We start from the raw sequence: 19,427 nt of genomic DNA on the forward strand, positions 1-19,427 counted from the left end.
TCATGGCAGGCTCCGGTGCGCAGTGGCGGCAAGGAAGGCATCGGTTTCCAGCAGCGCCAGACGTTCCGGGTCGGCAATGCCCTGGCGTGCCCAGATCTGCAGGCCATCGTTGCAGTCGCCCCACGCCTGTACGCGCGCCTTCAACGCGGCGTGGCGTGCCTGCAGCGCGGCCAGTGCCGCGTCGGGGTCGGCACTGGTGGTGTCTGGCTGCAGCGCATCAGAGGCGGCCTTGGCGAATGCGCTGATCGCATCGGGCACCAGCACCTGCGCCTGGTCGATCAGGTAGCGGTGCTTGCCACCGGTCACCCGCCACACCAATGCGCGGTCGCGCGAATCGAATTCCTCCACGCCGCGCACGGTCTCGATCACTTCGGGGCCGGACAGCGACAGCCGTCCTTCCTCGGACATGATCACCGTACTGCAGCAGCGGGCGACGATGCCCATGCCACCGAAGGCGCCGTTGCCGCTGCCGATCAGCGCCACCACTGGCACCCCGGCGGCCCGCGCGTCGAGCGTGGCGCGCATGATTTCGGAAATGGCGATCAATCCCGCATTGGCTTCATGCAGGCGCACACCGCCGGTATCGAGCAGCAACAGCACGCCATCGGGATGGGTGTCCGCCGCGCGGCGCAGCAGGCCGGTCAACTTGGCGCCATGCACCTCACCCACGCCGCCGCCCATGAATTCACCCTGCTGTGCGGCCACCAGCACGTGCTTGCCGTGCAGGTGTCCCTCACCGACGACGATGCCATCGTCGAAGGCGGCCGGCTGGTCCAGCTGCGCCAGATGCGGGCTGATGGCGCGCTGGGCTGGGCCGAGAAATTCGCGGAACGATCCTGCATCAAGCAGCGCGGCGATGCGCGCGCGGGCATCGGCTTCGTAATAGCTGGTGCGCTGTGCGAGCGTCATGGCTGGCCTCCGGCAAGCAGGGTCTCGACGGCCTGGTCCAGGCGCAGGCTGACCACCGCCGGTGTAGCGCCAGCATCGTTGATCGACACGCGTACATCGCGCAGGGGATGACGCTGGGCGAAGTCGGCGATCACCGCCTGCCAGACCGTGCCGAAGCCCCGTGCAGCGGTGATGATGCGCACGGTCATCGCACCGTCCAGGTCGGCCGGTTCCAGCAGGATTTCCAGGTTGCCCGAGGCCAGTACGCCCACCAGCACCGCATCGGTGGGGAAGCGCACGGGCGTCGTGCCCGCGAATCGATAGTCGAGGGTTTCCATGGCGTGGCCCTTACCAGTTGCGGAAGCGCTTGGGCGGGTCGTACAGACCGCCGGACCAGCGCACCAGGTCTTTCACCGAACGCGCGGCAAGAAGATCGCGGCTGGCATCGCGCACGTTGATGCCGAGATCGTCCGGGCGGCGGATCACTCCGCGGTCGCGCAGGTTTTCCACCATGGCGCGGTCGCGTCCCCTGCCCACGGCGGTATAGCCGGCCACGCCGCGGATCGCCTGCTCGCGTTCTTCCGGGCTGCGGCACAGCAGCAGGTTGGCGATGCCTTCCTCGGTCAGCACATGGCTGACGTCGTCGCCGTAGATCATCACCGGCGGCAGCGGCATGCTCGCGCGCTCGGCCAGGTCCCAGGCATCGAGGCGGTCGACGAAGGCCGGCGCCATGTGCTCGCGGAAGGTTTCCACCATCTGCACCACCAGTTTGCGCCCGCGTGGCATCTCGCCGGGCCGCGCGGCCTGCTGGCCCGCCTTGATCCAGGCGTCGCTGGCGTGGCGGCGGCCGCGTGCATCCGAACCCATGTTGGGCGCACCACCAAAGCCGGCGATGCGGTCGCGCGTTGCGGTGGAGCTGTTGCCCTGCAGGTCGATCTGCAGGGTGGAGCCGATGAACATGTCGCAGGCATACAGCCCTGCGGTCTGCGAAAACGCGCGGTTGGAGCGCATCGAACCATCGGCGCCGGTGAAGAACACATCCCCGCGCGCGGCGATGTACTTCTCCATGCCCAGTTCCGACCCGAACGAGTGCACGGATTTGACGAAACCCGATTCGATGGCTGGAATCAGCGCCGGGTGCGGATTGAGTGCCCAGTGCTGGCAGATCTTTCCCTTCAGCCCCAGCGACTCGGCGTAGGTCGGCAGCAGCAGTTCGATTGCTGCGGTATCGAAACCGATGCCATGGTTGAGCCGGTTCACCCCGTACTCGGCGTAGATGCCCTTGATCGCCATCATCGCCATCAGCACCTGGATCTCGGAGATCTGTGCCGGATCGCGGGTGAACAGCGGTTCGATATGGTTCGGGCGCGGCGCCTGCACCACGAAGTTGACCCAGTCGGCAGGAATATCGACGCGGGGGAGGGTGTCGACGATCTCGTTGACCTGGGCGATGACGATGCCGCCACCGAATGCGGTGGCCTCCACGATCACCGGCGTGTCTTCGGTGTTGGGGCCGGTGTAGAGATTGCCGTGGCGGTCGGCAGCCTGCGCCGCGACCAGTGCCACACGCGGAGTGAGGTCGATGAAGTAGCGGCCGAACAGTTCCAGGTAGGTGTGGATGGCACCGATCTGGATGCGTCCTTCGGCCACCAGGTTGGCCAGCCGCACCGACTGCGGCCCGGAGAAGGAGAAGTCCAGCCTGGAGGCGATGCCGCGTTCGAACACATCCAGGTGCGAAGGCAGGGACAGCACCGACTGCACCATGTGCAGGTCATGCACCCGTGCCGGGTCGAGGTCGGCCAGCGTCTGGGCGAGGAAGTCGGCCTGCTTCTGGTTGTTGCCTTCCAGGCAGACCTTGTCGCCCGGCTCCAGCAGCGCGTGCAGCAGCTCGGCGACATCGCCAGCCGCCACCTCGTGGCCCCTGGCCCATGGCGCGGCGCGTTCCAGCCGCGCCTGGCGGCCCCGCTCCAGCGTGTCCCAACTCGGGTTCATCGACGGACTTCCGAATGGCGTTGGAATAATTACGCCATAATTATGGAGGGGTGTGCAACCCGCAGTGCAGCAAAGAAAAGGCCCGCGCGAAGGCGGGCCCATTCAGGTGGGCCACGACCGTGGGTCGTGGCGGAGCGTCAGAAGCGTGCCGACCAACGGTCGGCACCCACCCCAAACAGTGGGCACCCACCCTCAACAGTGGGCCCCCCCCCCAATGGTCGGCACCCACCATTTCCGGGTTGCTCAGAACTTCCAGCGCAGGCTGGCCGCCACGAAGCGCGGTTCGCCGTAGTTGTTGTAGTCCAGGTTGGCCCAGTAGGTCTTGTCCAGCGCATTACGCACGCTCAGCGTCGCCGTCCAGTTGTCGCTGATGCGGTAGTTGGCGTTGAACTGCACCAGCGCATACGCCGGCTGGTTCACCGTCACCGTGCCGCCGAGCGGGTAGGGGATGTTGTAGCCCTGCACCTTGCTCTGCCACTGCACGCCACCGCCGATGCTCAGGCGTTCCAGCGCGCCGCGCAGCTGCAGCTGGGTGTTGAGCTGCAGCAGGTCTTCGGCCGGATTGGCGTACAGCAGGTCGGTGGCCGCGCGGGTCACCTTGACGTGGGTATAGCCGGCATTGACCGTCCAGCCCGGCAGGATCTCGCCGTTGACGTCCACTTCCCAGCCGCGCGCCTTGGTGCCGTTGACGCCGATGTAGGCCGAGCTGCCGTCGCTCAACGAGCCCTCCGGCACGCTCATGTCGCGCACCGCGTAGTTGTCCTGCTTGGCTTCGAACACCGCCGCGTTGGCGGTCAGGCGACCGTCGAACCACTGCGTCTTCAGGCCCGCTTCCAGGTTGGAGCCCTGCACCGGCGCCAGCAGGTTCTCGTTGCGGTCCTTGTAGTTCTGCGGGTTGAAGATCTCGGTGTAGCTGGCATAGGCCGCCACGTTCGGGGTGATGTCGTACACCAGGCCCACGTACGGGGTGATTTCATCGCTCACCTTGTACGCGCCGCTGGTGGCGGTGTAGGCACCGGCCGCGTTGTAGGCGCGGGTCTGGGTCTGCCAGCGGCTCAGGCGTGCGCCGGCGATCAGCGCCAGCGGATCAGCCAGGCGCAGGCGGGTGGCCAGGTAGAAGCCGCTCTGCGTGGTCTTGGCCACGCGGCGCGCGCCGGTGAGGGTGTAGGTCACTTCGGAGATGTCGCCATCCCAGGTGTGCACGTTGGGAATGTAGTAGCAGCGCTCGCTGCCGCAACGAGCCCAGTCACGCGGGTAGTTCAGCGCAAGGGTGTTGGTGGTGCCTTCCAGGTCGGCCCACTGCGCGCCCACGGTCACGTCGTGCTGCTGGCCCCACAGGTTGAAGGTGCCGGTCAGGTAGGCGTCGACGTTGCGGCGGGTGTCTTCCGAATCGCCGGCGGCGGTGCGCAGGTAGATGCCCGCGCCGGTCACCGGGTCGGGATTGCCGGTGCCGTACAGGCGCATGTTCTGCACGTTGCCACGCGTGTAGGCGGTGTTGATCTTAAGCAGCCAGTTGTCACCGAAGCGCTGCTCTAGGTTGGCGAACACCGTGCTGGTCTCGCGCTGCCAGTAGCTCCACTTCGGTGCCAGGTTGGTCGAGCGCGGCAGATGGGCGAAGTTGCCCTGGCTGTCGAAGAACGGCACGGTGCCCCAGGTCGAGCCCACCGGGTTGTTGTCCTGGGTCTGGTAGCCGACGGTCACCGTGGTGCTGTCGGTCACATCGCCTTCCAGCACGGCCATGCCGGCCATCTTGTTCTCTTTGTAGCGGTCGTAATAGAAATCGCGATCGGTGTAGGCGGCGACCACGCGGCTGCGGAAGCGGCCGTCGGCGGTCAGTGGTGCGGTCACGTCCGCTTCCATGCGGCGGTAGTCCCAGCTGCCGGCACTGACCGAGAACGAAGCGTCGAACTCCTTGCCCGGGCGCTTGCGCAGCAGGTTCACCGTGGCCGACGGCACACCCGCGCCGCTGAGCAGGCCGTTGGCGCCGCGGATCACTTCCACCCGGTCATAGAAGGCGGTGTCGTATTCCTGGTTGGTCGAGCCGCTGTAGGTCGGAATGCCATCCACCTGGAAATCGGTGATGGCAAAACCACGCGCGTAGTACAGCGGGCGCTGGGTGTCATAGAAGGACACGCTGACGCCGGTGACATTGCGCATCACGTCGTTGAGGCTGAACAACGATTCGTCCTGCAGGCGCTGCAGGCCGATCACCGTCGACGACTGCGGTGTTTCCTGCAGGGTGATCGGCAGGCGGGTGGTGCTCGATGGCGGCGCGGACTGCTCGGCGCGCACGCTCACCCGGTCCAGGGTCTTGGCATCGGAGGCGTCGGCAGCGACCTCGGCCAATGCCGACGGCGCAGCCAGGGTGAGGCAGGACAGCAGGGCGGCGGGCAGCAGCGCACGGCGGGGCAGGCGGCTGGGGAAAATCTGGGTCATGGCGGGCTCAAAGCGTAGAGGCGGGGAAGGGGCGGCAACAGTCGTCCAGCACCCGGGGCGGCGGCTTCGGGCACGTCAGGTCCATCTGGGAGGGGCGCGGTCACTGCGCAGGACGCAAATGTAAATAATTCTTAACAACATTACAATTCGCGTCATTGCGCAGGGGCTTTCAGGCGCGCAGCAAGCGTCAGGGCGGGGTCGGATCCCATTGCCGCAGGCACTGGGCTCTGACCCTGCGAGGGGTCTCCCGGAATGGGTCAGAGCCCTCCCGTGCGGGAGGGATCCGCCCCGTCGCCGCGCGCAAACGCAGACGGCCACCCGAAGGTGGCCGTCCGCAGGCATCCGCCAAGCGCAGGCTTACAGCGCCTGCAGCTCTTCGTTGGCGTTGCGCTTTTCCTTGGCCGGGGCCGCCGCGGCCGTCGGTGCCAGTGCAGGCGTCGTACCTGCTTCCACCGGAACCTCCAGGTAGGGCAGGTGCAGGGTCTGGCTGGTCAACGTGCGGATCTCGTTGGTCAGCGCGGCACTCTCGTTGAGCTTGCGGCCGTACGAGGGAACGATCTCGCGCAGGCGGGCTTCCCAACCGGCCTTCATCTGTTCCGGGAAGGCCTTGGCCATCAGGTCCAGCATGATCGGCGGCGAGGTCGAAGCGCCCGGCGAGGCACCCAGCAGCGCAGCGAGGGTGTGGTCCTTGTCGGTCACGATCTCGGTACCGAACTGCAGCACCGCGCCCTTCAGCGGATCACGCTTGATGATCTGCACGCGCTGGCCGGCGGTGACCAGCTTCCAGTCGCCCGGCTTGGCATTGGGGAAGTACTTGACCAGTTCGGCCTGGCGATCGGCATCGTTCAGGCGCGCCTGGCCCATCAGGTACTGCACCAGGTCCAGGTTGTCCTTGCCCACTTCCAGCATCGGGCCGACGTTGTTGTGGTTGACCGACGAATACAGGTCCCACCACGAGCCGTGCTTGAGGAACTTGGTGCTGTACAGCGCGAACGGCCCGAACAGGACCACCGGCTTGCCATCCAGCTTGCGCGCATCCAGGTGCGGCACCGACATCGGCGGCGAACCCGTCTCGGCCATGCCATAGGCCTTCACGCCATGGCGCGAGGTCACGTCCTGGCCCTGGAAGGCGAGGAACTGGCCGCCCACCGGGAAGCCGGCGTAGTCCTTCGATTCCGGGATGCCCGACATCTGCAGCAGCTTCAGCGCCGCGCCACCGGCACCGATGAACACGAAGCGGGCGTGGGTGGTCGATTCGGTGCCGGCCTTGAGGTCCTTCACCGTCACGTTCCAGCTCTTGTCCGCGTTCTGCCGCAACGCGCTGACCTCGTGGTTGAGGTGCAGGCCGAAGTTCGGGCTGTGCTGCAGGCCGGCGGTCAGCTGGCGGGTGATGACGCCGAAGTTGACGTCGGTGCCCAGCGGCATCCACGTTGCGGCAACCTTCTGCTTCGGGTCGCGGCCTTCCATCAGCAGCGGTGCCCACTGCTTGATCTGCGCCGGGTCCTCGGAGTACTGCATGCCGTAGAACAGCGGATTCTTCACCAGCGCCTGCTGGCGCTTGTGCAGGTAGGCGATGTTGTCATCGCCCCAGACGAAGCTCATGTGCGGGGTCGGGTTGATGAAGTCGCTGGGCTGGCTCAGCCGCCCTTCCTTCACCTGGTGCGACCAGAACTGGCGCGAGACTTCGAACGATTCGGCGATGCCGACCGCGCGCTTGGTCTCGATGCTGCCATCGGGCAGTTCCGGGGTGTAGTTCAGTTCGGCGAATGCCGAGTGGCCGGTGCCGGCGTTGTTCCAGCCGTCCGAGCTTTCACCGGCGACGCCGTCGAGACGCTCGTAGACCTGGATGTTCCAGTCCGGCTGCAGTTCCTGCAGGTAGGTGGCCAGGGTGATGCTCATGATGCCGGCGCCGACCAGCACGACATCGACGGGCTTGTCGTTGTTCGCGGCGGGCACCGAGCGCTGGGTCAGCGGCCAGTACAGGAACAGCGCGGCCACCAGCAACAGCAGCACGAGCAGGGCGAGCAGGGCCTTGCCAAATTTCTTCATGGGGGCGGGATCGTTGGCGGGGAAGGGGGTCAGGATGCGCAAGAAACAGGGAAAGAGCGTGAAGAAACAACGCCTTGCAGCATTCCTGTGGCAATTTTAACCGCTTCCGGTCCGATTTTGATGCAACGCAGCATCCGACGGCTCGCGGCACCCTCACCCGGTAGCGCCGGGCCACGCCCGGCGATGCCCTCGATCACGCCAGCTCAAGGATCTCGTCACCGGCCTCATCGATCTCGCCGGTCGCCTTCCAGCCCAAGTGCCGGTAGAAGCCATGGGAACGCGAGCGCGGGTCGGCTGAGCAGGCCAGGAACAGGCGGCTGTGGCCGGCATCGCGGCTCAGGCTGACCACGTCCTGCAGCAGTTGCCGGCCGATGCCACGCTTCTCGAATTCCGGCAGCAGGGCCAGCACCAGCACCTCGCCGCTTTCGCGGTCGGCAAAGCAGTAGCCGGCCATCCGTTGGCCCTCCCAGGCGACGCGGCCAATCGAATCGCCATCGGCGATACCTGCGGCCCAGCTTTCTTCGGTGATGCCCAGCTCGGCCAGTTGCGCTGCACTGAAGGCGTTCTCGCGGGTACGCCCGCGCAGGTCGATGCAGGCGGCGGCGTCATCGGGACGGGCATTGCGGTAGTGGATCGTCATCTGGGAAACCTGCGGTCGAATGGAACCGGGCGATTCTGGCCGACGCCTATGGAGATTGGATGGAGACCGGCGGCGCTCCTCACTCACTGCCGATGGTGAAGTACTCCGCCGCGAAGTAGCCCAGTTGATAGGCCAGCGTCGCTGCGGCCAGCCCCAGTTGCGCGCGCGTGCTGCGCAGATGCCAGCCGAGTGCGGCGACGATGAGCATCAGCACCGTATGCAGGGGGTAGGCCTCGCCCAGCAGCCGCCATCGGCTTCCCCCTTTGATCGCGGTATCCACAAGATCCAGAAGGGTCAATATCGCGACCACCCCGAAGATCCAGCGTCGACGCTGCATCAGGTAGTTGCCGTAACTTCCGTACTCGCGCAGGTCTTCGGGAAACAGCAGCGCGCACAGCAGGAACCAGGTCGCGCAGTAGGTGATCACGAACAGATAGATTTCAAACGTCCAACGGTGTACCTCAACCAGGCGGAATTCCCACCACCAGAAGGTCACCAGCGATACCAGCGTCCACACCACCCAGCACAGGTGCAGCGCCGAACAGCCACGCCGCTGCGGGTGTTCGATGATCTGCGCCAACCCCTTCAGCAGGGTGGTGATGGACAGGCCGAGGATGATCCCCATCACCACGCGGATATGCAGGAATACCGGTTCGGTTTCCATCGGTCAGCCCCCTCGTCGGTTGCACCGATGCTTGCATGAAAAGGGGGCGGAGGGGATCAAGGCGTTTGTAGCACAAGCGACTTGATCCTCTCCGTCCCCTCTTCAGCGCCTGCGCTGCACCAGTGCCGAGGCGGCGTCCAGCACTGCCCGGGTCAGCAGCGCCATCGTCTGCACGTCGCCTTTCCAGTGCTGCCAGTACAGCGGCACGTCTTCCCACGCGCGCTGCCGCACGTAGACCAGGCGCCCGGCGTCCAGATGGCGCTTGACCAGCGGCAGCGGGTTCATCGTCCAGCCCAGCCCGCCCAGATTGGCCTGCACGAAGGCGCGGGTGGAAGGAATCCACCACGTCGGCGCGGTGCTGGGCAGGTCGGCGCCGGCCATGCGCCGGGCAAAGCGCGACTGCATGTCGTCCTTGCGGTTGAACACCAGCACCGGTGCCTGCGCCAGCGCCTGTGCGGTCACGCCCTTGGCGAAGTGCTGCTCGCGGAACTCCGGCGTACAGGTGGCGGCGTAGCGGATGCTGCCCAGCGCGTGGATCTGGCAGCCCTGCACCGGCTCGTCCAGGGTGGTCACGGCCCCCAGCACGGTGCCCTGGCGCAGCAGTTCGACGGTGTGGTCCTGGTCCTCCACCCGCAGGTCCAGGGTGGTGCCGGTGCCCTGCGCGAACTGCTGGGCGGCCTGTGGGAACCAGGTCTCCAGGCTGTCGTGGTTCACCGCTACGGGGATGCTGGCCTGCGGCAGGTCCTCGTCGGCCAGGCCCATCCGGTGCAGCGCGTCGTGCTCCAGCAGGGCGGTCTGCTCGGCCAGCTGCACCAGCAACTGGCCCTCGGCAGTCGCGGTCGCAGGCGTGCCGCGCTTGACCAGCAGGCGGCCGATGCGGTCTTCCAGTGCCTTGACCCGCTGCGAGATGGCCGAGGGGGTGACGTTGAGCGACTGCGCGGCACGGTCGAAGCTGCCTTCGCGGATCACCGCAGCCAGGGCCCGCAGCTGGGCATGGTCGATGCGCATGGCGATTAAGCTCCGCTAATGTTGGTTTAGTAAGTTTAGCTCGTCTTTTCTATGTTGCGGCGCGACAATGGCGCCCGTTCCGGTGCTGTCCGCCTTCGCGAGGCACCGCTCCCCCCAAGCAAGACAAGGTAGTGAATCCCATGTTCTCGGTCATCTCCGCCAGCACCGGCCTTGGTGCCTGGTTCAGTGGTGCGGCTACCGGCATCGGCCTGTTTGCCGTGGTCGGCGCCCAGAGCGCCTTCATCCTGCGCCAGGGCATCCTGCGCAAGCACATCGTGCCGGTGGTCGCCACCTGCGCGGCCATCGATGCAATCTTCATCTTCGCCAGCGTGGCCGGCCTGCGCACGCTCACCACCGCGCTGCCGTGGCTGACCACCGCCGTCCTCTGGACCGGTGTGGCCTTCCTGGCCTGGTATGCGATGAAGTCGGCACGCCGTGCGATCGCCGGTGGCGGTGGCATGGGCGAAGCCGACAGCGATGACGGCAGCCGTCGTGCGGTGCTGATGGCGGCAGTCGGCTTCTCGCTGATCAATCCGCACTTCTGGCTGGACATGATGGTGATCGGCTCCATCGCCGAGAACTTCGGCAATGCGCGCATGGCCTTCGCGGCCGGCGTGGTCACCGCCAGCTGCCTGTGGCTGACCGCGCAGGGCCTGGGCGCGCGCCTGCTTGCGCCGCTGTTCACCAAGCCCAGCACCTGGCGCGTGCTGGACGGCACCATCGCGGTGATCCTCAGCATCCTGGCCCTCACTCTGGCGGTGCGCGGGGTCCATTGACCCGGCGCACGCCCCCCGAACCCACGTCCTTACTCTCTCTCCAAGGTAGTGGCAACGACGGCACCGGCAACGGTGCCGTCGTTTTTTCTGCCCACTGGCGGCGCGCCCGCTTGCCTGCCTAGAATCGAGACTGCGGGCAGGGGGCCCGTTCTCAGGGGGAAGGATGCGCAGGATTGTGCTTGCCGCGCTGCTGTGCGCGGTGGTGGGCGGGACGTCGGCGGGTACCGGCGGGGTGGACCTGGACCGCTACCTGCGGCAGGAAGCATTCGCCGATATCAAGATTTCGCCGGGTGGCGAGTACGTGGCTGCCACGGTTCCGATCGAGGCGGGTACGGCGCTGGCGATCTACCGGATCGCCGACATGAAGATGGTCGGCACCTTCCGCCCACCCCGCAACAACCACGCCCATACCTTCGACTGGGTAAGCAATGAACGCCTGCTGGTGGGCATGGCGCAGAAGCTGGGTGTGCTGGATCGACCGGCGCCCACCGGCGAGCTGTTCGGCATCAACGCCAACGGCAAGGGGGGAGAACTGCTGGTCGGCTACCGCACCGCTGAAACCGGACTGGGCACCAACATCAAGGTCAAGCCTGCGGGAATGGTGGCGGCTTTCCTCACCGATGAGTTGAAGGACGACGATCGCAACGTGCTGGTGGCGGTCACTCCGTTCACCGACAACGCGGCCACCCAGATCGAACGCATGGACGTGAGCACGGGTCGCCGCAACGCGGTCGCGCGCGCGCCGATCGCGCAGGCCGCCTTCACTACCGACGCCCGGGGCGAAGTGCGCTTCGCTTACGGCGTCGGACCTGACCAGAAAAAGAAGCTGTATTACCGCGCCGGTGCCAGCAGCGAATGGATACTGCTGCACGATGAGGCCTTGAACCCGCGCAACGAAGCGGCCATCGGCTTCTCGGCCGACGGCCGCCTGGCCTATCTGCAGGTGGAGCAGGCCGAAGGCCCCGACGTGATCGTCAGCTGGGACCCGCAGAGCAACGAGCGGCGAACGGTTCTGCGTGATGAGATCGCCGACCCTGCACGCATCATCCACCGCCCCGGTACGCAGGTGCCGGTGGGCGCGCTGTTCATGGGCACTACCCCACGCACGCGCTTCTTCGATGAGACCTCGGAGGATGCCCGGCTTTATCGCAGCCTGGAAACCGCGCTGGGTGCTCCGGTATACATCACCTCCAGCACCCGCAACGGCAGCACTGTCCTGGTGGAATCCTGGTCGGGCCGCAATCCGGGTGATTTCTACCTGTATGACACGCTGGGCAAGCGCGCCCGGCACCTGATCAGCCGCAGCGACTGGATCGACCCGGCGCAGAGTGCCGACGTACGCGCCATCACCTTGCAGGCCCGCGACGGCCGCCCCCTGCATGGGTTCCTTACCGTGCCACCGGGGGGGCCGATGCGCGCGCTACCGATGGTGGTGGTGCCGCATGGCGGTCCGATCGGGGTCCTGGACGATGGCACGTACTCCACCGAGACGCAGATGCTGGCGGCCGCCGGCTATGCCGTGCTGCAGGTGAATTTCCGTGGCTCGGCCGGTTACGGGCGCGCACATGCGCAGGCTGCGCGCAAACAGTGGGGCGCGGCGATGCAGGATGATGTGACCGATGCCACGCGCTGGGCCATCGAGCAGGGAATTGCCGACCGTGAACGCATCTGCATCTATGGGGCCAGCTACGGCGCCTATGCGGCGCTGATGGGGACGGTGCGCGAGCCGGGTCTTTACCGTTGTGCGGCAGGTTACGTTGGCATCTACGACCTGCCCTTGATGTATGCGCGCGGGGATATCCAGAGTGACGAATCCGGGTTGATCTACCTGCGCGAGTGGCTGGGACGGCCCAAGGATCTTGTCGAACGCTCGCCGGTCAACCTGGCCGCGCAGGTTGGCGTGCCGGTGCTGCTGGCCGCCGGCCGCGAAGACCAGCGCGCACCGGTGGTGCATACCGAGCGGATGGAGGCGGCATTGAAGCAGGCCGGAACGCCTGTGCAGGCGCTGTACTACAAGAACGAAGGGCATGGGCTGTACAACCTGGCCAACCAGCGCGACTACTACGGCCACCTGCTGGGGTTCCTGTCGCGCAGTCTGGGCGGAGCAACGGCACAGGTGACGGCCGCTGGCAATGCGGAGAAGGCGCCCTGAGTCCGGCGATGGCGGCCTCGCCACTGGCGGAGCCATCGCTTGCCTGCCTAGAATCGGCGAATCTGGACAGGGTGTCCGGGCAGGAAGGGGGAAGGATGCGCAGGACTGTACTTGCCGCGCTGTTGTGCGCGGTGGTGGGCGGGACGTCGGCGGGTACCGGCGGGGTGGACCTGGAGAAGTACCTGAAAGCGGAGTCGTTTTCGAACGTCAAGCTCTCGCCCGGCGGCGACTACGTTGCCGGCACCGTACCGCTGGACGATTCCACCGCGCTGGTCATCCTGCGCACGTCCGACCGCAAGCCTGCCGGCGTGTTCCGCCCGCAGGACAAGAACCACGCCAACACCTTTGAATGGGTGAGCAACGAGCGCCTGCTGGTCGGCCTGGCCGAGAAGCTTGGAGTACTCGATACGCCGCAGCCCACCGGTGAACTGTACGGGGTCAACGTCGATGGCAAGGGCGGGGAACTGCTGGTCGGCTACCGCGTGCAGGGGCGCGGGTTGGGCACGCGCATCCAGCCGAAGAAGGTGGAGGACGTTGCGGCCTTCCTCACCGACGAACTGGCGGGCGACGACCGCAATGTGCTGATCGCGGTATGGCCCTTCGCCGAGGACCCCTACACCCGGGTCGAGCGGCTTGACGTGGTCAGTGGGCGTCGCGTGCGCGTTTCCGGTTCACCCGTGCAGCGCGCCGATTTCACTACCGATCATCAGGGTGAAGTGCGCTTCGCCCACGGCGCAGCGTCGGACAACGTCAACAAGCTCTACTACCGCGCCGGGACCAATGCGCAGTGGTCGCTGGTCAATGACGAGTCGCTGAGCCACCGGATAGAAACCGCAATCGGCTTCTCCGAAGATGGCGCGCTGGCCTATCTGCAGGTCGAGCAGCCCACCGGGCCCGATGCCATCGTCAGCTGGAACCCGCAGACCGGCCAACGGCGCGAGGTGCTGCGCGATGGCGTGGTCGATCCCTACGCGATCATCTTCCGCCCGGGCACCCGCGTGCCGGTGGGCGCGCTGTTTGCCGGCGATGCACCGCGTACGCGGTTCTTCGATGAGAAGGGGGCCGATGCCCGTCAGTACCGCAGCCTTGAAGCGGCGTTCGGCGGCCCGGTGTTCATCACCTCCAGTACCCGCGATGGCGGCAAGGTGGTGGTGCAGACGTGGTCGGGCAGCAATCCCGGGGATTTCTACCTGTTCGACACCCGCGCAAAGGCGGCCGAGCATCTGCTCAGCCGCAGCGAATGGATCGACCCGAAACTGGCCGCCACCGTGCGTCCGTTCTCGCTGAAGGCGCGCGACGGGCTGCCGCTGCACGGCTTCCTGACCCTGCCGCCGGGCAGCGAAGGGCGCAATCTGCCGTTGGTGGTGCTGCCGCACGGTGGCCCCATCGGCGTATTCGATGAGGGCAGCTACAGCAACGAGCCGCAGATGCTGGCAGCAGCAGGGTATGCCGTGTTGCAGGTCAACTTCCGTGGTTCGGCCAACTATGGCCGCGCGTTCACCCAGGCGGGTGCGAAGCAGTGGGGCGCGGCCATGCAGGACGATGTGACCGACGCCACCCGCTGGGCCATCGCAGAGGGCATCGCCGACAGCAACCGCATCTGCATCTATGGGGCCAGCTACGGTGCGTATGCCGCGATGATGGGGCCGATCCGCGAACCCGGACTGTACCAGTGCGCGGCCGGCTACGTCGGTGTGTACGACCTGCCGCTGATGTTCAGTGGTGAGGCACAGTTGAGCGATTCGGCCATGGCCTGGCAGCGCGAATGGGTAGGCGATCCGAAGACCCTGGGAGCCCGTTCGCCGGTGAACCTGGCCGCGCAGCTGAAAGTGCCGGTGTTCCTGGCCGCTGGCGGCGAAGACACGCGTGCGCCGATCAAGCACACCGAGCGCATGGAGGCAGCGCTGAAGGCGGCCGGCTCACCGGTGGAGAGCGTGTACTACCGCACCGAAGGGCACGGTTTCCACCGGCCTGAGCACCAGCGCGAGTACTACAGCAGGCTGCTGGCCTTCCTGTCACGCAGCCTGGGCGGCAGTACCGCCAGCACCAGCGCGAGCGCAGGCGCCGACAAGGCGCCGTAAGGCAGGCGAGCCGCGCGCCGCGGACCCGGTGCCGGGCAGGGGGATGCCCGGCTTCAAGGAGAACGTCATGAAACATGCAACGGTGCTGGCCGCATTGATGGCCATCTGCGGCGTGGATGGGGCGGAGGCTGCGGAGGTTTCGCTGGACGGCTACGTACGCCGCGCGGAGTTCAATGACATCCAGCTCTCGCCCACCGGCGAGTACCTGGCCATGACCTTGCCACTGGACGGCGCAACTGCCGTGGCGGTGCTGCGTACCGACACGATGGAACTGGTCGGCAATTTCCGGCCGCCACGCAACAATCACGCCGCCGAGGTCGACTGGGTGAGTGACACCCGCCTGCTCATCGGCCTGGCCGAGAAATGGGGGCCCCTGGACCAGCCACGGCCGACCGGCGAACTGTATGCCATCGATGCCAATGGCAAGCGCGGTGATCTGCTGGTCGGTTACCGCGCGCGCCCGGACGAGCCCGGCTTCGTGACCGGACGGGTGGCCGAGCAGGTGGCTGCATTCCTGGCCGATCCGCTGGCTGCCGACGAGCGCAACGTGTTGATCTCGCTGTGGCCATTTGCCAACGACACCAATACGCGGTTGGAACGGATGGATGTCATCACCGGGCGCCGCGTCCTGGTCTCGCGCTCGCCGGTGCAGCGCGCAACGTTCACCACCGACAATCAAGGTGAACTGCGCTTCGCCCACGGTGCCGCCGCCGACAACGTCAACAAGCTCTACTATCGCCAGGACCGCGATCAGTGGGCCCTGGTCAACGACGAAGGCAGCAGCCATCGCATCGAACGCCCGATCGGCTTCTCCGCCGATAATCGGCTGGCCTACCTGGTGGTGGAGCAGGCCCGCGGCCCCGATACGGTGGTCAGCTGGGATCCGGTCAGCGGAGAACGGCGTACGCTGCTGCAGGACGACACCGTCGACCCCACCCGCGTGGTCTACCAGCCCGGCACGCGCGTGCCGGTGGGTATCCAGTTCGTCGGCGCCGTCACGCGCACCGCCTTCTTCGATGAGCAGTCGCCGACCGCCAGCACCCAGCGCAGGCTTGAAAAGGCGTTTCCCGGGCAGGTGGTGAGCCTGCTCACCGGCACCCGCGACAACGCGCGCCTGCTGGTGAAGGTGAGCTCTGCGACCAATCCCGGCGACTATTTCCTGTACACCACCGCCACCCGCAACGCCGCGTTCCTCACCAGCCGCCATCGCTGGTTCGATCGTGACGGCGGTGCCAGCGTTCGCCCGGTCACCCTGGCTGCACGGGACGGCCTGCCGCTGCATGGCTTCCTGACCCTGCCCAGGGGCAGTGATGGCCACAACCTGCCGATGGTGGTGGTCCCGCATGGTGGCCCGATCGGCGTGTTCGATGACGGTGGTTTCGAGCGCGAGAACCAGTTGCTGGCCGACGCCGGCTACGCGGTGCTGCAGGTCAACTTCCGCGGCTCGGGCAACTACGGCCGTGCACATACCCAGGCCGCTGCCCGGCAATGGGGCCGCGCGATGCAGGACGATGTGACCGACGCCACCCGCTGGGCGATCAGCCAAGGCATCGCCGACAGCGCACGCATCTGCATCTACGGTGCCAGCTACGGTGCGTACTCGGCCATGATGGGCGCTGTGCGCGAGCCGGGGCTGTACCGCTGCGCGGCAGGCTATGTGGGGGTGTACGACCTGCCGTTGATGTTCAAACGCGGCGACATCCAGGATCGCGCCTCCGGCGTGACCTATCTGCAGGAGTGGCTGGGTGATCCGGCCACGCTGGCGGCGGTGTCGCCGGTGAATCTTGCGGCGAGCATCAAGGTGCCCGTGCTGCTGGCCGCTGGTCGCGAAGATCTGCGTGCCCCGGTGCAGCACACCGAACGCATGGAAGCGGCATTGAAACAGGCCGGCGTGCCCGTGGAAGCGCTGTATTACCCGCGCGAGGGCCATGGCCTGTACGCCGAGGCCAACCAGCGCGACTACTACAGCCGATTGCTTGCCTTCCTGTCACGCAGCCTGGGCGGTAGCACGGCTGCCGCCGCGACGTCTTCCGACAAGGACAAGGCGCCTTGAGCTGACGGCGACGGGCGCATAGGCGCCCGTCGCCCAGTACTTCAGCGGAAGCGGTAGTCGAACTGAAGGTCAGCGCGGACATCGCTTTCACCCCACTGGCGCAGGCTGGACAGCTGCGCGCCGAAGCCCAGGTTCGATGCCTGGTAGTTCAGGCCCAGCTGCAGCCTGTGGTCGACGCCGCTGCGGCGTACGCCGGGCAGGGTGAAGGTATTGCCCGATGCGCCCAGCAGGTGCGCAGAGCGCGCCTGCTCGCGCAGTGCCATCGGTCGGCTGGCTGCCACGTCGGCCTGAAGGTGCCACTGCGCGCCGAGCGAGCGCTGGAACGCGCTGCCCACTTCCAGCTGCACGCCCTGCAGGCGGCCAGCGGCCACCGCCAAGCCGAAGCCGTTGGCGTGCTGTTCGTGGAAGGCGCCTTCACGCTGGTCGAAGGCGCTGGCCTTGATGCGCGGTTGCCACTGCACCTTGCCCAGTGCAGACGTCATGTCGAGCGTGGTGGCCAGCATCGTCCTGCCGATGCGGCGCTGGCTGTGCGCGGTCTCGCGGGTCTGGCCCCAGTCGAGCTGGCGCTGACCCTGCAACTGGTGTTGCTCATGGCCAAGCTGGTGGCGCAGCTGCAGCGCTCCCCACTGCTGGGCCAGACCGATGCCGGCGAACTGCGAGTGCAGCCGATCCTGCCCGCTCCCTGCGGACAGGTCAGCCGACAGTGCAGCCGTGGCCAACTGCAGAATCTGGCCGCCGCGCAGCTGCAGCGCCACCTGCATCGCACCGCCATCGCCGCGCACACCGGCCGCATTGGCCTGCCCGCCACCGAAGGCCAGTGCGCGCGACTGCCCGGCCGGTTGCGCCGCCAACTGCGACCACAGTGCATCGGCATTGCTGGCCACGCGCAGCGCACTGCCTACCAGACTGGCACCGGACAGCTGCTGCAGCGCGTTCTGGAAGGTGTGCTGGTCGGCCACTTCCAGGCTGTGGAACAGCGCATCGTTGCGGTATGCGTTCTCCAGCGCCGAGGCGATCTGCTGCTGGTCATCGCCGGCCAGTTCGCGGTAGTCGCGGCGCTGCATGGTCACATCCACGTTGCCCTGCGCATCACGCTCGGCCTGTGCGTGCCAGACCACGCTGGCACTGCGGATGTTCTGCTCGCCGCCTTCGGCGCCGCTGACCACATCGCGCAGCACGACGTGCGAAGCGTCGGTGCCGCGGGTAAAGCCGGTGTCTACGGCAACGTCGTGCAGCTGTCCGCCGTCATGCAGCACCAGCTGGCCCGCGCTGCCGTCGGCGTTCGTGCCGACCGTGTAGCCGCGGATGCCACGCGGCGCCTGCCAGCCAAGATCATCGCCCGGGCGGTCGGCGGCGGCCGAGTCCGCGTCGGCATGCACGCCGCTGCCCTGGCCGTAGACGTTCACCACGCCATTGTTGATCAGCCGCCCGCTGCCACCCGGGGCGATCTGGAAGGCAAACGAATCGGCGGCATGGATGTTGATCACGCCGCCGCGCCGGTTGTTCAGCGTTGCGCTGCCATCGGACTGCATGGCCACCATGCCGCGGCCCTGGTTGTCGGTGGCCGTGCCCAGATTGATCACGCCATCGTTGACAAGGGTGGCGCCGCGCGCTCCGCGCATCGCCACCGCGCCGTCGCCGGTGACGGTCAATGTGCCCTGGTTGAACAAGGTGGCGTACGCGCCTTCGGCGTGCAGCAGGGCACTGTTGCGTGCCGAACTCTGGATGCTGGCGCCGTTGCGGTTGACGGCGTGGCTGGCTTGGCTGTCCGCCACCAGGCGAAGCACGCTGCCATGGTCGCCGTCGAGCTGGATATAGCCGCGGTTGTCGAGCACATCGATCGCATCGCGATCGGTACCCCACGCACCGGTCACTGCATCGAACAGCGCACTGCCGGCGGCCAGGTCGCGCGCCAGGATGCGGCCTTCATTCTCCACTTCGGCACGGTCGCGCAGGGCGAAGCTGGTGCCACTGATATCGAGCACGCCATTGCGGCCGTTGTCCAGGTCCGACTCCTGTGTGAAAGACCATTGGCCCCCCTGTACGTGCAGGACACTGTTGTTGTCGATCTCGGCTTCACCTGCTGCCTGCACGCGCGCGCCGATGAAGTCGGCCCGGCTGAAGTTCTCCAGGCTTCCATCGCCGGCGAGCTCGAGGGCGCCCTCGATGCGCAGCGCGCCATGGTTGTCCAGGTCCGCATCGCCATCGATGCGCAGGGCGCTGGTGTTTCCGACGGTCAGGCTGCCGGTATTGCGCAGTTCGCCTTCGCCTACCAGGTGCAGCGTGCCTGCCAGCAACTGCAGTTGCCCCTCGTTGCGGGCGCGCCCGGCGATACGGGTGGTGACCGGCTGATGCCAGTTCACCTGGGTGCCTGCAGCCGACAGCACCTGGTTGTTGCCGAACTGGCCGCCTTCCTGGCCGGGCGGCGCCGTGCCCCCGCCACCGCTGCCACCCTCACTGCCGCCACCGCCACCGCCACCGCCACCGGCTGCCGCAGCACCCAGGCCCACGGCCGCCAGGCCGCCCCACCACCAGCCGGAAATGCCGGTGTCGGAAGTGCAATGAACCTGGTCGGTGTCCTTGCAGGTGTCGGACGCGCTGTCCGCCATGGCCGGAACCGGGGCGAGCAGACAGGTCGAGATCAGCAGGGCCAGCGGGGTGCGGGCCAGAGGGGAAGAGCGCATGTGG

The 19,427-nt window shown here is 66.9% G+C and carries 13 protein-coding genes; 4 read left to right on the plus strand and 9 right to left on the minus strand.

Translation table 11 applies throughout. The features are described 5' to 3' along the window. The 8 genes from ABIA73_RS03445 to ABIA73_RS03480 all read right to left on the minus strand — a co-directional run bounded on the left by ABIA73_RS03445 (nt 1) and on the right by ABIA73_RS03480 (nt 9,677). Nucleotides 1-909, minus strand: coding sequence for a biotin-independent malonate decarboxylase subunit beta (locus ABIA73_RS03445; RefSeq protein ID WP_354275436.1), 909 nt, complete (start codon nt 907-909; stop codon nt 1-3). Beyond that, nucleotides 906-1,226, minus strand: coding sequence for a malonate decarboxylase acyl carrier protein (gene mdcC, locus ABIA73_RS03450; RefSeq protein ID WP_032975933.1), 321 nt, complete (start codon nt 1,224-1,226; stop codon nt 906-908). The genes ABIA73_RS03445 and mdcC overlap by 4 nt, the downstream gene beginning before the upstream one ends. 10 nt (nt 1,227-1,236) lie before the next feature. Next, the gene (gene mdcA, locus ABIA73_RS03455; RefSeq protein WP_025873895.1) at nt 1,237-2,880 is read right to left on the minus strand and encodes a malonate decarboxylase subunit alpha; all 1,644 of its coding nucleotides are present in this window, start codon (nt 2,878-2,880) and stop codon (nt 1,237-1,239) included. Nucleotides 2,881-3,123: 243 nt separating this feature from the next. After that, nucleotides 3,124-5,316 carry a TonB-dependent siderophore receptor gene (locus ABIA73_RS03460; RefSeq protein WP_248150540.1) on the minus strand — a complete coding sequence of 731 codons (2,193 nt, stop codon included), beginning with the start codon at nt 5,314-5,316 and terminating at the stop codon, nt 3,124-3,126. Nucleotides 5,317-5,673: 357 nt separating this feature from the next. After that, nucleotides 5,674-7,365, minus strand: coding sequence for a malate dehydrogenase (quinone) (gene mqo, locus ABIA73_RS03465; protein ID WP_309909891.1), 1,692 nt, complete (start codon nt 7,363-7,365; stop codon nt 5,674-5,676). A gap of 193 nt (nt 7,366-7,558) precedes the next feature. Next, nucleotides 7,559-8,005: a GNAT family N-acetyltransferase gene (locus tag ABIA73_RS03470; protein WP_223482106.1), complete on the minus strand. Its 447-nt coding sequence runs from the start codon at nt 8,003-8,005 to the stop codon at nt 7,559-7,561. A 79-nt stretch (nt 8,006-8,084) separates the two neighbouring features. Beyond that, nucleotides 8,085-8,669 (minus strand): hypothetical protein, encoded by a 585-nt coding sequence (locus ABIA73_RS03475; protein ID WP_025873891.1) that lies wholly within the window; start codon nt 8,667-8,669, stop codon nt 8,085-8,087. A gap of 102 nt (nt 8,670-8,771) precedes the next feature. Further along, the gene (locus ABIA73_RS03480; protein ID WP_025873890.1) at nt 8,772-9,677 is read right to left on the minus strand and encodes a LysR family transcriptional regulator ArgP; all 906 of its coding nucleotides are present in this window, start codon (nt 9,675-9,677) and stop codon (nt 8,772-8,774) included. Nucleotides 9,678-9,817: 140 nt separating this feature from the next. On the opposite strand from ABIA73_RS03480, the gene ABIA73_RS03485 reads away from it, so the two are divergent. From ABIA73_RS03485 to ABIA73_RS03500, 4 genes are all read left to right on the plus strand, one after another. Then, entirely contained in the window at nt 9,818-10,453 is a 636-nt protein-coding gene (locus ABIA73_RS03485; protein WP_025873889.1) for a LysE/ArgO family amino acid transporter, read from the plus strand. Between the two features lie 163 nt (nt 10,454-10,616). Beyond that, the gene (locus ABIA73_RS03490; RefSeq protein ID WP_354275437.1) at nt 10,617-12,605 is read left to right on the plus strand and encodes an alpha/beta hydrolase family protein; all 1,989 of its coding nucleotides are present in this window, start codon (nt 10,617-10,619) and stop codon (nt 12,603-12,605) included. A 95-nt stretch (nt 12,606-12,700) separates the two neighbouring features. Next, nucleotides 12,701-14,686, plus strand: a complete 1,986-nt coding sequence (locus ABIA73_RS03495; RefSeq protein ID WP_354275438.1) for an alpha/beta hydrolase family protein — start codon at nt 12,701-12,703, stop codon at nt 14,684-14,686. Nucleotides 14,687-14,753: 67 nt separating this feature from the next. Further along, a complete protein-coding gene (locus ABIA73_RS03500; protein WP_354275439.1) occupies nt 14,754-16,739 on the plus strand; it encodes an alpha/beta hydrolase family protein in 1,986 nt (661 codons plus the stop codon). 41 nt (nt 16,740-16,780) lie between these two features. Here ABIA73_RS03500 and ABIA73_RS03505 read toward each other — a convergent pair whose 3' ends face one another. Then, the gene (locus ABIA73_RS03505; RefSeq protein ID WP_354275440.1) at nt 16,781-19,423 is read right to left on the minus strand and encodes a pectate lyase-fold domain-containing protein; all 2,643 of its coding nucleotides are present in this window, start codon (nt 19,421-19,423) and stop codon (nt 16,781-16,783) included. Nucleotides 19,424-19,427 lie beyond the last annotated feature (4 nt).

Origin of the sequence: Stenotrophomonas sp. 2694 (genome assembly GCF_040548715.1) — a bacterium.
GTDB classification, from domain to species: domain Bacteria; phylum Pseudomonadota; class Gammaproteobacteria; order Xanthomonadales; family Xanthomonadaceae; genus Stenotrophomonas; species Stenotrophomonas indicatrix.